We start from the raw sequence: 12,971 nt of genomic DNA, 5'->3' as shown, positions 1-12,971 counted from the left end.
CCGCAAGGAAAGTAAAAGCGCGCTGAAAATTTGTAATCGTTTGTATCTTGGTATCTTGGAGAGTCGCATGACCAGAATCGGCAGTTTTGTAGCATTCACCCTGATGCTGTCGGCCGCACACGCTGCCGACAAACCGGCCGACACGGTCTATCGCAACGGCTACGTCTACACGGTGGACGCCAGGGACAGCGTGCAGCAGGCGCTGGCAGTGCGCGGCGGCCGCATCGTCTACGTCGGCGACAACGACGGCGCCAAGGCCCTCACCGGCAAGAAGACCGAGGTGATCGACCTGCAGGGCCGCATGCTGATGCCCGGCCTGATCGACGGCCACATGCATCCGCAATCGGGCGGCAGCCGCCTGCTCAACTGCAGCCTGAATTATGAATCGCTGACGATGCCGCAGTTCCAGTCGCGCATCCAGGCCTGCATCGACCGCGACAAAAAATCCGGCGCCGACCGCTGGCTGGTGGTGGTCAACTGGTTCCAGCAGGGGATGCTGCCGGACGGCGTGGAAACCACCGCCGGCATGCTGGACGTGCTCAAGACCGACCGGCCGATCATCGTCCGTTCGTCCTTCGGCCACTCGTCGCTGCTGAACTCCAAAGGCGTCAAGGTAGCGAAGGTGGAACGCGACACGCCCGATCCCGCCGGCGGCAAGATCACCCGCGACGACAAGGGCAACGCCACCGGCCTGCTGGAAGACGCCGCGCAGGACATGGCGATGAACCTGCTGCCGCCGCTGACGGTGGCCGAGAACCTGGCCGCCTCCAAGGCCGCATTGGCGGCGATGCGCCAGCAAGGCATCACCAGCTTCCTCGACGCCTACACCGATCCGGAAACCATGACCGCCTTCACCGACCTGCAAAAGCAGGGCAAGCTGACGGCGCGCGCGCACTTCGCGGTGCTGATCGACCTCGATAAAGGCGCGACGCCGCAAAGCGCGGTGGCGGAACTGCTCAAGCAGCAGAAGCAGTTCGACCAGGGACCGACCAGGGTGGCGCCATCGATGCAGGTGCGGCACGCCAAGCTGTTCATGGATGGCGTGATCTCGGCGCCCGCCTTCACCGGCGCCATGCTGGAACCCTACCTTGTCAACAAGGGCACGCCGGAGAAACCGGACTGGCAGCCTGGCGCCAGCACCGGCCCGGCCAGCTACTTCTCGCAGGATGCCTTGCGCACCACGCTCAAGGAACTGGCGCGCGCGCACATCGATCCGCACATCCACGTCGACGGCGACCGCGCCGTGCGCGAATCGCTGGACGCCATCGAAGCCCTGCGCGCCACGCCGGAAGGCAAGCGCGTACGCCCGGCGCTGGCGCACGACGAAATCGTCGATCCCGCCGACTATCCGCGCTTCGCCAGGCTGGATGTGACGCCGGTGCTGTCCTTCCAGTGGGGTAAACCGGCGCCCGACACACTGGGCGCGTTGAAGGACTACATGGGACCGCAGCGCTACGCCACCGTCGAACCGCAGGCCTTGCTGCTCAACGCCGGCGCGCGCATCGCCTATGGCAGCGACTGGCCGGTCGATCCACTGGATGAATGGTTTGCGTTGAAGGTCGGCGTGACCCGCACCGCCGCGCCGGACGCCGGCAAGGAGTACGCCGGCCGCCTGACCGCGCAACCGGGCATGCCGCGCGCCGAGGTGCTGCGCGCCATCACGCTGAACGCCGCCTACACGCTGCGCCAGGAAACGCAAACCGGCTCGCTGGAAGTGGGCAAGCTGGCCGACATGATTGTTTTGGACCGCAACTTCTTCACCATACCGGCCGAGGACATCGCCAACATCAAGGTGCTGCAAACGGTGGTGGGCGGCAAAATCGTCTATCAGTCCAAGGGCATGCGGTAAGATGGCGGCCTTTGTTTAACTAAGCACGCCATGCAGCCCCTCATTTCCCTGCTGATCATCGTCGTCACGGCGGCGGTGGTCTATGCCATCATCAAGTCTAATCCGAACAAGCCGAAGGCCTTGCCGCTGCCGTCCGGCGTGCCGTATGAGCCGACGCTGCCGGACAGCGCGCCGGCGCTGCACTGGTCCGACGGCGGCCGCTTCATGGTGGAGGTGATGAACGAGTCGCGCTACCAGCCGACGCTGCGCGCGCTGGCCGGCGGGCATGGCGACAACGCCGCCGCCGCACCCTACGTGGCGACGCTGATGCCGGATGACCGCAACGCCTACGAGAACGAGGCGGTCGCCGTCTTCATTGAAGGCCGCATGGTGGGCTATCTGTCGCAGAAGGCGTCCGTCAAGTTCCGCGAACTGCTGCGCAAGAAGGAAGCCGCCGGCCAGTTGAGCACCGTCGACGCGCAGGTACGCGGCGGCGCGCTGTGGCAGGGCAAGCGCCTGTCGTATGTGGTGGTGCTGGACGTGGAGCCGCTGGAAAAATGAAGATGCTCGCGGCCGCGCTGATCTCGCTCACTGCGGCGGCTGCCGAGCCGCCGCTGATCGTGCATTACAACGACCGCGAGCCACATCACTACACGAAGCAAGGCATGCCGCAGGGCGACGCCATCACCAAGGTGACTGCCGCGCTGAAGGCGGCCAACATTCCGTATGAGTTGCGCAACACCCCGGCCAAGCGCCAGCTGGTGCTGCTGAAGGCGAACGAGCAGCCGGCCTGCATGCTGGCCTGGGTTGACCTGCCGGGGCGTGAACGTATGGGAAAATTCTCGGAAGTGATCTACGACGACCGCCGCCTGTGGTGCACCATGGCGACGCCGGATGAGACGATGAAGCGCCTGAACGGGGTACTGCGCAAATAACACCCCAAGAGGCGGCTTCGGTTTTGCTTTTCTGGGAGGCACGCGGAAACCGTTCAGCCCCGCACTGCGGCGCACAGGGGTCTGACCCCGTACGGGGTCAGACCCCAACCTCTGGGGTAAGCGCCAACTACTTCTTGGTGAAGACCAGATCCCACACGCCATGGCCCAGCTTCAGGCCGCGGTTTTCAAACTTGGTCAGCGGACGATAGGCCGGCTGCGGCGCGTAGCCTTCGGCGGTATTCTGCAAGCCCTCTTCCGCGCTCAGCACTTCCAGCATCTGCACCGCGTAGTCTTCCCAGTCGGTGGCCAGATGGAGGTAACCGCCCACTTCCAGCTTCTGCACCAGGTGCTTGACGAACGGCGACTGGATCAGACGGCGCTTGTTGTGGCGCGCCTTGTGCCACGGGTCCGGGAAGTAGATATGCACGCCATGCAGCGAGCCATCCGGAATCATGTGGTTCAGCACTTCCACCGCATCGTGCTGGATCGCCTTCAGATTGGTCAGCGCCTGCTCGCCGATCAGCTTCAGCAGACTGCCCACACCCGGCGTATGCACTTCCACGCCGATGAAATCCTTCTCCGGCATCACGCCGGCGATGTGCGCCGTGGTGCCGCCCATGCCGAAGCCGATTTCCAGCACCACCGGCGCCTTGCGGCCGAAGGTCTGTTCATAGTCCAGCGGCGCCTTGCTGTACTCGATCAGGAACTTCGGACCCAGCTCTTCCAGCGAGCGCGCCTGCGCGGTCGACAGGCGTCCCGCGCGGGTGACGAAGCTGCGAATGCGGTGTTCGGTCGGGTCGTACAGCATCGGCCGTGCTTGGCCGTCTTTAGGCGTATCGGAAGACATGAGTGGAATCGGCGTTAATTTATTTGAGGCGGCATTATATCAGGCTTGCCGGCGCGCTTTTTCAAATCGATTGACACTCACAGGCAGTTGAGGTCTAATCATCACATGAGGCGTGAAATCGTTTTCAAACGTAGCTATGTCCTCCCTTCCGCCCCTGTTAATCCATTAAAACGATAAAGACAATGACCGATTTCACGCAATTCCCACCCTCGTTTACCTGGGGCGTTGCCACCAGTGCATTCCAGATTGAAGGCGGCGCCACCGCCGACGGCAAGGGCCCATCGATCTGGGACACCTTCAGCCACACGCCCGGCAAAGTCATCGACGGCACCAACGGCGACGTCGCCTGCGACCACTACCACCGCTACCCGGAAGACGTGGCCATCATGGCCAGCCTGGGCGTGGACGCCTACCGCTTCTCGATGGCCTGGGCGCGCGTGCAGCCGCAAGGCAAAGGCGCGTGGAACGAAGCCGGCTGGGATTTCTACGACCGCCTGCTGAAGGAACTGGAAAGCAAAAACATCGCCGCCCACATCACGCTGTACCACTGGGACCTGCCGCAAGGCCTGCAGGACGAAGGCGGCTGGCTGAACCGCGACACCGCCTACCACTTCGCCGAATACGCGGCGGAAGTGGCGCGCCGCTTCGGCAATCGCGTGAAAACGATTGCAACGCACAATGAACCGTGGTGCACCGCCAATCTGGGCTACGGCAACGCGCAGTTCGCGCCGGGCGTGGCGGACCTGAAACAGTCGATCCAGGTCTCGCACCACCTGGTGCTGTCGCACGGCCTGGCGATGAGCGCCATGCGCAAGGTCGGCAGCACGGCCCAGCTGGGCATTGTGCTGAACCAGTGGACCGCCGATCCGGCCACCGACAGCGCCGCCGACAAGGCCGCCGCCGAATTCGAATATTCGCGCTCGGTCGAATGGTTCATGGATCCTATCTTCAAGGGCAAATACCCGGCACTGGCGCTCAAGGTCCACGGCGACAACGCGCCGGTGGTGCAGGACGACGACCTGGAAATCGCTCACCAGAAGATCGACTTCCTCGGCGTGAACTACTACTTCCGCGCCTTCTGCTCGACCGAAACGCCGCCGCGCCAGCCGGAGTGCAAACTGGGCAAGACCGACATGGGCTGGGAAATCTTCCCGGACGGCCTGACCGAACTGCTGCTCAAGCTGCACGCCGACTACGAACTGCCGCCGATCTACATCACCGAAAACGGCATGGCCAATCCGGACACCATCGTCAACGGCGAAGTCCCGGACGAAGCGCGCATCGATTTCGTCAAGCGCCACCTGAAGGCGCTGAACGACGCCCGCCTGCAGGGCGTGAACATCCAGGGCTACTTCCTGTGGAGCCTGCTGGACAACTTTGAATGGAACTCGGGCTACGCCAAGCGTTTCGGCATCGTCCACGTCGACTACGAAACCCAGCAGCGCACGCCGAAGCACAGCGCGCTGTGGTATCGCGACTACCTGATCCAACAGCGTCCGCAAAAGAGCGCGCACGCCGCCTGAGCAACACAACCGTAGTACCGCCGCCGGCCTTCGGGCCGGCGGTTCCCGTTTTGAAGAATGGCCGAAGAGCCAGTGCTACACTCCACCGAGAACAACGAGGACGACACTATGAGTACCGCACCTTCCGCCCTGCCGAAAGAGCCGCAGGCCGCCGCACCGGACACGGCGCCAACCGCCGCCCCCCCATCGCTGTTCCGCGCCATGTTCGCGCGCGGCACGCCGATGCTGTGGGTGCCGAGCGGTTACTTCGCCATGGCCCTGACCTACATGATGCTCACCAGCGTGACGTCGATCATGTTCAAGAACCTCGGCATGGACAACGGCCAGGCCGCGCAATACGCCAGCTACCTGATCCTGGCCTACACCATCAAGCCGCTGTTCGCGCCCTTCGTTGAAATGTACCGCACCAAGAAGTTCTTCGTGCTGTGCGCGCAGCTGATCGTCGGCATCGGCTTTGCGGCCGTGGCGCTGGCCATGTCGCTGCCGGATTACATGGTCATCATGGTGTTCCTGTTCGGCATACTGTCGCTGGTCGGCGCGACGCAGGACATCGCCTCCGACGGCGTCTACGTCACCTCGCTCGACACCAAGACCCAGTCGCTGTTCTGCGGCATCCAGAGCCTCAGCTGGAACGTCGGCCCCATCGTCGCCTCGGGTGGCATGGTGTACCTGAGCGGCTGGCTGCACACCCACTACTTCCACCACCAGGCCGGCACCTTCGGTCCGGAGTGGATCGATTCGTGGCGCATCATCTTCTTCATCGTCGCCGGCATCACCATCGTCACCGCGCTGTGGCATATGCGCGTGATGCCCGACGGCGCCAAGGCGGAAAACGCGCCATCGTCGGTGGCCGAAGCGGCCTACATCCTCAAGGACTCCTTCGCCACCTTCTTCCAGAAGCGCGACGTGTGGCTGATGGTGGGCTTCGCCTTCATCTTCCGCTTCAGTATCGGCCTGCTGGAAAAGATCGGACCGTTCTTCATGGTCGATCCGGTGACGCAGGGCGGCCTCGGTCTGTCGAACGAGATGCTGGGCCTGATCTACGGCACCTACGGCCTGATCGCCGTGCTGCTGGGCTCCCTGCTGGGCGGGATCTTCGTGGCCCGCCGCGGCCTGCAGAAAACCCTGTTCACGCTGTGCTGCGCTGTCAACATCCCGAACGTCACCTTCCTGCTGATGAGCATGTACCAGCCGGATAACCTGCTGATCATTTCCGCCGGCGTGGCGGTCGAGAAGTTCTTCTACGGCTTCGGCTCGGTGGGCTTCATGATCTACCTGATGCAGCAACTGGCGCCAGGCAAATACACCACCACCCACTACGCCTTCGGCACCGGCCTGATGGGCCTGTGCATGATGGTGACCGGCGTGATCAGCGGCCACCTGCAGCAGGCGCTGGGCTATGTACACTACTTCTGGCTGGTGATGGCGGCCACCATTCCATCGTTCCTGGTCACGTGGTTCGCACCGTTCCACCATAAGGAGTAACGGGAAACCAGGCCGCGCGCAGGCGCATGAAGGGCTGCTCGACCAGCTGGTACAGCAGCCATCCGCCGCCGACGCCGGCCAGCATCACCAGCGCGATGCCCGGCGCCGCATGACGGTCCAGCGGCATCGCCTCGCCGACGATCTTGAACAGCGGCTTGTGCGCCAGGTAGACCGCGTACGACCACAAGGCCAGGCTCTCCGCACCCGGCACCCGCACACGCGCCAGCAGCGAGGCAGGGCTCAGCGCCGCCAGCAGCAGCAAGGCGAAACTCAACGCCAGCAGCGTAAAGCCGAACGCCGTCATCACAAACGACTCATCGTAGAAGCGCGCCAGCAGCACGCCGCACAACACCAGTCCCGCCGCAAGCAGCAGATTGCCGTGCCGCAGAATGCGGTCGTACAGCGGCCGGTGGAAATTCTTCAGCATCGCAATCGCCACGCCGGGCAGCAGCTCGTCGAAGCGCGCAAAGCTGGCGTAGTACACCTCCTGCGAAAACGGCTGCAGCCCCTTGGACCACGCCAGCGCACGGAAGGTCACCGCGCACGCCACGGCCAGCGCCATCGCCAGCCATCCCCAGCGCGGACGGCGCAGCAGCAGAACCGCCAGCGGCAGCACCAGGTAGAACTGCTCCTCGATGCACAGCGACCACGCATGCGTGAAGGTCTGGCCGTATTCCAGGCCGAAGTTCTGCGTGAAGGTCAGGAAGCGCCACAGCGGCGCGGTGGCGCTGCCGCCCAGCGCCGCCGGAAACAGGAAGTACACCGCCAGCACCACGTAATAGTTGGGCAGCGTGCGCAGCAGGCGGCGGCCGAAGAAGGTCGACAGCGGCATGCGCTGCGACAGGATCTGATTGCCGATCAGGTAGCCGCTCAGCACGAAGAACAGGTCCACGCCCGCCCAGCCAATGCGCCCTGCCGCGCCGAAATCGCTGCCGCCGGCCACCACGCCGTAGTGGTACATCAGCACCAACACAATGGCTGCGGCGCGCAGGGTATCCAGTCCGTGTATCCTCATCGTCTTCCTTCATGCATGTGAAAACGCGATTCTGCCGTCGCCGCCCGCCGTTGCGGAACGCGTGGGACGAAATCCCGGTTCCATGTGACGCAGCCCGGCGGAGGCGCGAATCGCCCCTGCTATACTCGCGCCGATGAGCACCCCGTCCAACGCCAACCTCGAAACGGCGCGCGCCGCGCCATGGGCCGCGCCGCGTCCGCGATGGACCGCCGCGCTGCAAACGGTGGCGCTGAACGCGCTGGCCTGGGCAACGATCAGCGCGGCCGGCGCTTACGGCGCGGCCAACGCGTCCAGCTTCCTGCGGCTATGGCAGCAATGGTGCATCGACTACGTGCCAATGATGCTGCTCAGTTCCATCCTGTGCCTGGCGCTGCTGCGCCGGCCGACGCTGTTCGAACCGTGGCGCAACGTGGCCGGCTTCTTCATCGTGGTGATGGTGCTGTTCCAGCCGCTGCAATGGCTGTACGTGGACTGGGTCCACAACGGCGACGGCCCCAACCTGCAAAGCATCTACCAGACGCGCCTGCGGATGCGCCGTTTCAGCTGGTTCGTCACCGGCGCCACCTATGCCATCATTGTCGCCATCGGCAACTGGCGCCTGGCGCGCGCACGCGAACAGGCCTTGCAGCGCACGCACACGCAGAACCTGGAACTGTCGCTGGCACTGGAGCAGCAACGCATGCTGGCGCTGCGCGCGCAGCTGGAGCCGCACTTCATCTTCAACGCACTGAACGCCATCAGCGCGCTGGTGCGCGACGGCGACAAGGCCGTGTCGCTGCAAGGCATCAGCCGCCTGAGCGACCTGCTGCGCTACGCCCTGTCGGCCAGCCTGCGCGACGCCGTGCGCCTCGGCGAAGAACTGCAATTCGTCCACGACTACACCGACCTGCAACGCCTGCGCTACGGCCTGCGTTTGCAGATCCAGATCGACTGCGACGACACCGGGCTGCACGAAGTTCCGTGCCCGCCGCTGCTGCTGCAACCGCTGATCGAAAACGCGCTGCGCCACGACCTCGATTGCCACGATGGCCGCAGCGATATCCGCGTCCACGTCACGCGTCTGGCGTCCGAACTGCTGATCACCGTTTCCAATCCCCTGAGTGCGCAGGCGCCGCCCAATCCCGGCACCGGCCTTGGGCTGAAGAACACGCGCGAGCGGCTGCTGATGTTAGATCCGGCCGCCTCGCTGCACGCCGAAAAGCGCGGCGACCGCTTTTACGCGGAAATCCGCCTGCCGCTGGGAGAGTGGGATTGACCGCCTACCTCATCGTCGACGACGAAGCACCGGGCCGCGCCAACCTGCGCCTGGCGCTGCAAGCCGTTCCGGGCTGGCGGCTGCTGGCCGAATGCGACAGCGCCGCCGCCGCCCGCGGCGCGCTGGCGCAATCGCCGGCCGACGTGGTGTTCCTCGATATCCAGATGCCGCGCGAAAGCGGACTGGAACTGGCGCGTGAACTGAGCCGCCTGCCGCAGCCGCCGCTGATCATCTTCGTCACTGCCTACAACACCCACGCGGTGGACGCGTTCGAAGTGCACGCGCTGGACTACCTGCTCAAGCCCATCGACGACCGCCGGCTGGCGCAGGCCATCGACCGCGCCAACGCCATGCTGGCCTCGCGCCACGGCGAAGCATACCGCGCCGCGCTGCACGGCTACGCCACCGCCAGCCATACACAGTACATGGACAGCTTCAGCGTGCGTTCGGTCGGATACATAGAGCAGATCCTCGTGCGCGACGTGCTGTGGCTGCAGGCGGCGGGAAATTACGTGGAGTTGCATCTGGCGGCGCGCACGGTGCTGCACCGGGTGCCGCTGAGCCGCGTGGAACAGCTGCTGCGGCCGGAAGAATTCCTGCGGGTGCACCGCACCGCCATCGTGCGCCGCGACCAGGTCCGGCGCCTGGCGGTGGTGGGAGACGGCCGTTACCAGCTGACGCTGGCCTGTGGCGCGCAACTGCCTGCCAGCGCACGCTACGTACAGGAACTGAAGGCCAGCCTAGGCGTCGCCGGTCAGTGAGCGCAGGTCTTCCTCGCGCACGCGGCGCTCGGGCGACAGCACGCGGGCGATCACTTGCGGATTCAGACCCATGTTTTGCAGCAACTCCAACGCACCGGGGGTGCCGATGTCGCGCTGCACCTGCAACGCCTGCCGCACGATGAAATCATACGAATGCCAGCCCGTGGTGTCCGACGTTTGCGGCCTTGCCTGTCGCCTGTCGCGCTCCGGTATCATGATGGCCTCCTGATTGGGAATCCATATAGATTAACGCAAGACGCCGCCGCGTGGGCGTTCGGTACACTTATTCTTTCGACGGGTCGTAGGACAACTGCACCCGGTAACCTTCCGGTGCAATCGAGGTATCAAAAGGATAGTTAGCGAGGTTCTGCTGATCCAGCATGCCGACCCTGACCAGGATGGTGTGCGGCTGCTCCTTGACGCGCCCTTCCAGCAGATTGACGGCGGCATTGATGGCCACGCGCGCCTGGCTCACGCCCTTGGTGTCGGCCGCCGCATAGATTTCCTTCGCGCGTATCAGCTGCGCGATTTCGCTGGTCAAGTCGAACGCCACCACGCGGATCTTGTCGTCCAGTTTCGCCGTCTTGATGGGCGCCAGCGCCGCCGGCGCGCAGCCGGTGCAGCCAAGGATGTAGTCGAGCCGCGCGCCATGCCTGGCGAGAATGCGCCCGGTCAGCTGCGTTTGCAGCCCGCGCTCGCTGTCGCCGTAGCGGATATCGAGAATGTTGACTTCAATCGGCGCCTCCTGCGCCGCGATGCGCGCGCCGTCCACTTCGCCCTTGACCCAGCCGGCGCCCATGGGACCGGGCAGCAAGGCGATGTTGATGGTCTTCAGGCCGCGCTGCTGCGCGTCGCGGATCGCCCAGCGCATCGCCTCCGCGCCCATGCTGCGCAGCGACGTGGTCACCTTCAGGTTGAGGTCATCGCTGCGGCTGTCGTTGGCCAGCTCCAGCACCTGGATGCCCGCCGCCCGCGCCTTGGCGATGGCGCTGTTGGTGGCCGTCATGCTGATCGGCGAGATCACGATGGCGTCATATTTGGCGGCGATGGCCTCTTCGATTTTTTGCAACTGGCCATGCAGGTCGTCGTAGCCGGCGGCCGGCAGGATATCGACCGCCACGCCCAGCCGCTTCGCCTCGCTGATGACGCCATAGGCGCAGCCGCTCCAATATGGATCCTTGGTGTGCGGGAACAGGAAGGCGATGCGCCAATGCTTGCTGGCGTGGGCGGCCGGGCCGTACACGCCTTGCACCACGCGGCCGCTGGCCAGCGCGTCGTCGGCGGTGCCGTTGGCCTGCAGCGGGCGGAAGATGGAACTGATGGGTATCGGCGCGAACTTCGCGGCGGCCTGCTGCGCCATCGCCGGCGCCGCGCCCAGCGCCAGCGCCGCGCAGATGGCCAGGTTAAGGAAGTGTTTCGTCATCATGGTTTATCACGTTTATCGGTGCAGGCGCCGGACGGCCGGGCGCTGGCGTCGCCCGAAGGCACCAGCACGCCGTTGCGGGCGCCGAGCCGCGCCAGTTCACCGGAACGAACCATTTCGGTGAACAGTGCGTTATAGCGCGCGCGGACGGCGGAGAATTTAGGGCTGCGCGGGAAGGCCAGGTAGCCGTCCAGCTGCGTGATGTCGGGGCACAGCACCGTCAGCGCGCGCTCCAGGTGCAGGCCGCCGATCAGTTCCGTGCTGTTGCGCTGATTGGTAGCCAGCAGGTCGACGCGGCCGAGCGCCAGCATCTGTACGCCGTTTTCCAGTTGCGGCACTTCGCTGATGTCCAGCAGCGGGCGGACCTGGTCGAACTGCGCGCCATAGTGCCAGCCGCGCACGGCGGCGATGCGGCGGTTCTTCAGCGCGGCCAGGTCGCCCTGCCATGGCGGGTTGCTGTCGCTGCGCGCGTAGAACACCATGCGGTCGCGGTAAAACGGATGATCCATGAAGGCGAACAGCTTGAGACGCTCCGGCGATTTATACGGGCCGACCAGGATGTCGGCCTGGGCCCGTTCCACCATCGCCAGCGCGCGCGGCCAGGGATAGAGCTTGAAGCGCACCGAGTCGCCGGCGCGCGCGGCCAGCGTGCGCAGCACGTCCACGCCCAGTCCGTGCCACTGGCCGTCCGCGCCCTGCTCGAAGATGTGGCTGAAGGTCGTACCCACCGCCAGCCGCTCGGCCGCATGGACCGGCGCCGACGCCAGCGCCAGCAGAAGAAAGATCGTCTTTCGCATATGGCTGGATACTAGCACGAGCTAAGGCAAGTGCCGATGCAGGAATGCCACGGTGGCATCGACCGTCGGCTGCAGCCATGGATCGAACAGCCAGAATGAGTGCGGCGTATCCGGCAGGACCACCTTGTCGCTGGCGACGCCGACGGCGGCCATCTTCGCCATCATCTCCTCGCGGCCGGCCGAGAAGCGCGGCTGCGCGCTGCCGATGAACAGGATGGGCGGCATGCCGGCGCGCACATGGCGGATCGGCGACGCTTCGCGCCACAGCGCCGCCGTCTCGGCATAGCGGCCGCCGAACCAGGCGCCGGCCGACGAGGGATTCTTCTTCGGATCGTCCTCGTACTTGAGCGCCAGTTCGCTGGTGAAGTCGGACAGGCCGTCGATATTGACGATGGCCTTGACGTCATCGCCGGCCGTGACGCCGGCCAGGCTGGCGATCTGGCCGCCGGCCGAGCCGCCCGCCAGCGCGATGCGGTTCGGGTCCAGCCCGAATTCCGCCGCATGCGCGCGCACCCAGCGCACGGCCGCCAGCACATCCTGCACCGCCGCCGGATAGCGCGCCTCGCCGGACAGGCGATAGCTGACCGTCACCGCCGCGTAGCCGTGCTGCGTGAGGCGCAGCGCCATCGGCACGAATTCCGAGCGGAAGCCGGCCTTCCAGCCGCCGCCGTGCACGAACACCACCACCGGCAGCCGGTCGCCGGCGGGGCGGTACAGATCCAGCTTGAGGCAGCGCGCGCCGTACTGCGCGTAGGTCTGGTCGGCGCTCTTGCGCACGCCGGCCGGCAGCGCGTCGCCGGCGATGCGGATGGCGGGATAGTCGCGCACCAGCTTGTCATAAGTATGCGGGGCATCGTAAGTATTGGACGGATCGGGCGACGGCTCCACACAAGGGGGTGCGGCCACCAGGGCAGCGGCAAGCAAAACACTCAGGACAGGCATCAACACCTCGGCGTCAACAATACAGTCCCAAAGTATAACCCCGACCGAAAGGGTCTGACCCCGTACGGGGTCAGACCCTGGCCGCAGCGATGTGCGGGTCTCGCACAAAAAAACCCCTCGGCCGGTGAAGGCGCGAGGGGTTGTAAAACCACAGACAACA

13 protein-coding genes are annotated in these 12,971 nt (G+C 65.2%); 7 read left to right on the top strand and 6 right to left on the bottom strand.

Annotated features, from left to right (window positions below):
* Nucleotides 1-67: 67 nt before the first annotated feature.
* Genes GJ698_RS18440 through GJ698_RS18430 form a run of 3 tightly spaced genes read left to right on the top strand, consistent with a single transcriptional unit; the run spans nucleotide 68 to nucleotide 2,763 of the window.
* On the top strand, nucleotides 68-1,849 hold the full coding sequence (locus GJ698_RS18440) for an amidohydrolase (RefSeq protein ID WP_166454898.1): 1,782 nt from the start codon (nucleotides 68-70) through the stop codon (nucleotides 1,847-1,849).
* A 30-nt stretch (nucleotides 1,850-1,879) separates the two neighbouring features.
* The gene (locus GJ698_RS18435) at nucleotides 1,880-2,389 is read left to right on the top strand and encodes a hypothetical protein (RefSeq protein WP_154359324.1); all 510 of its coding nucleotides are present in this window, start codon (nucleotides 1,880-1,882) and stop codon (nucleotides 2,387-2,389) included.
* Nucleotides 2,386-2,763: a hypothetical protein gene (locus tag GJ698_RS18430; protein WP_154359323.1), complete on the top strand. Its 378-nt coding sequence runs from the start codon at nucleotides 2,386-2,388 to the stop codon at nucleotides 2,761-2,763. The genes GJ698_RS18435 and GJ698_RS18430 overlap by 4 nt, the downstream gene beginning before the upstream one ends.
* Nucleotides 2,764-2,890: 127 nt before the next feature.
* On the opposite strand, the gene trmB is transcribed toward GJ698_RS18430, so the two are convergent.
* Nucleotides 2,891-3,571: a tRNA (guanosine(46)-N7)-methyltransferase TrmB gene (gene trmB, locus GJ698_RS18425; protein ID WP_154359449.1), complete on the bottom strand. Its 681-nt coding sequence runs from the start codon at nucleotides 3,569-3,571 to the stop codon at nucleotides 2,891-2,893.
* 221 nt (nucleotides 3,572-3,792) lie between these two features.
* Here trmB and GJ698_RS18420 point away from each other — a divergent pair, with 221 nt between their 5' ends.
* Entirely contained in the window at nucleotides 3,793-5,133 is a 1,341-nt protein-coding gene (locus GJ698_RS18420) for a GH1 family beta-glucosidase (RefSeq protein ID WP_154359322.1), read from the top strand.
* 108 nt (nucleotides 5,134-5,241) lie between these two features.
* Nucleotides 5,242-6,618: an MFS transporter gene (locus GJ698_RS18415; RefSeq protein ID WP_229260065.1), complete on the top strand. Its 1,377-nt coding sequence runs from the start codon at nucleotides 5,242-5,244 to the stop codon at nucleotides 6,616-6,618.
* Here the strand turns inward: GJ698_RS18415 and GJ698_RS18410 are convergent.
* Nucleotides 6,584-7,633: an acyltransferase family protein gene (locus tag GJ698_RS18410; RefSeq protein WP_154359321.1), complete on the bottom strand. Its 1,050-nt coding sequence runs from the start codon at nucleotides 7,631-7,633 to the stop codon at nucleotides 6,584-6,586. The genes GJ698_RS18415 and GJ698_RS18410 overlap by 35 nt on opposite strands.
* A gap of 133 nt (nucleotides 7,634-7,766) precedes the next feature.
* Between GJ698_RS18410 and GJ698_RS18405 the strand changes: the two genes are divergently transcribed.
* The gene (locus tag GJ698_RS18405; protein ID WP_154359320.1) at nucleotides 7,767-8,888 is read left to right on the top strand and encodes a sensor histidine kinase; all 1,122 of its coding nucleotides are present in this window, start codon (nucleotides 7,767-7,769) and stop codon (nucleotides 8,886-8,888) included.
* A complete protein-coding gene (locus GJ698_RS18400; protein ID WP_154359319.1) occupies nucleotides 8,885-9,649 on the top strand; it encodes a LytR/AlgR family response regulator transcription factor in 765 nt (254 codons plus the stop codon). Before GJ698_RS18405 ends, GJ698_RS18400 begins: the two co-directional genes overlap by 4 nt.
* On the opposite strand, the gene GJ698_RS18395 is transcribed toward GJ698_RS18400, so the two are convergent.
* The 4 genes from GJ698_RS18395 to GJ698_RS18380 all read right to left on the bottom strand — a co-directional run bounded on the left by GJ698_RS18395 (nucleotide 9,629) and on the right by GJ698_RS18380 (nucleotide 12,811).
* A complete protein-coding gene (locus GJ698_RS18395; RefSeq protein ID WP_154359318.1) occupies nucleotides 9,629-9,865 on the bottom strand; it encodes a hypothetical protein in 237 nt (78 codons plus the stop codon). The two genes, GJ698_RS18400 and GJ698_RS18395, sit on opposite strands and share 21 nt — an antisense overlap.
* Before the next feature lie 67 nt (nucleotides 9,866-9,932).
* Nucleotides 9,933-11,075 (bottom strand): TMAO reductase system periplasmic protein TorT, encoded by a 1,143-nt coding sequence (gene torT / locus GJ698_RS18390; RefSeq protein ID WP_154359317.1) that lies wholly within the window; start codon nucleotides 11,073-11,075, stop codon nucleotides 9,933-9,935.
* The gene (locus tag GJ698_RS18385; protein WP_154359316.1) at nucleotides 11,072-11,869 is read right to left on the bottom strand and encodes a substrate-binding periplasmic protein; all 798 of its coding nucleotides are present in this window, start codon (nucleotides 11,867-11,869) and stop codon (nucleotides 11,072-11,074) included. Before GJ698_RS18385 ends, torT begins: the two co-directional genes overlap by 4 nt.
* A 21-nt stretch (nucleotides 11,870-11,890) precedes the next feature.
* Entirely contained in the window at nucleotides 11,891-12,811 is a 921-nt protein-coding gene (locus GJ698_RS18380; RefSeq protein ID WP_229260064.1) for an alpha/beta hydrolase, read from the bottom strand.
* Nucleotides 12,812-12,971 lie beyond the last annotated feature (160 nt).

The sequence above is a fragment of the Duganella aquatilis genome, from assembly GCF_009674565.1.
In the GTDB taxonomy this organism is placed as follows: Bacteria; Pseudomonadota; Gammaproteobacteria; order Burkholderiales; family Burkholderiaceae_D; genus Rugamonas; species Rugamonas aquatilis.
This window is presented reverse-complemented; position numbering and strand designations above follow the sequence as displayed.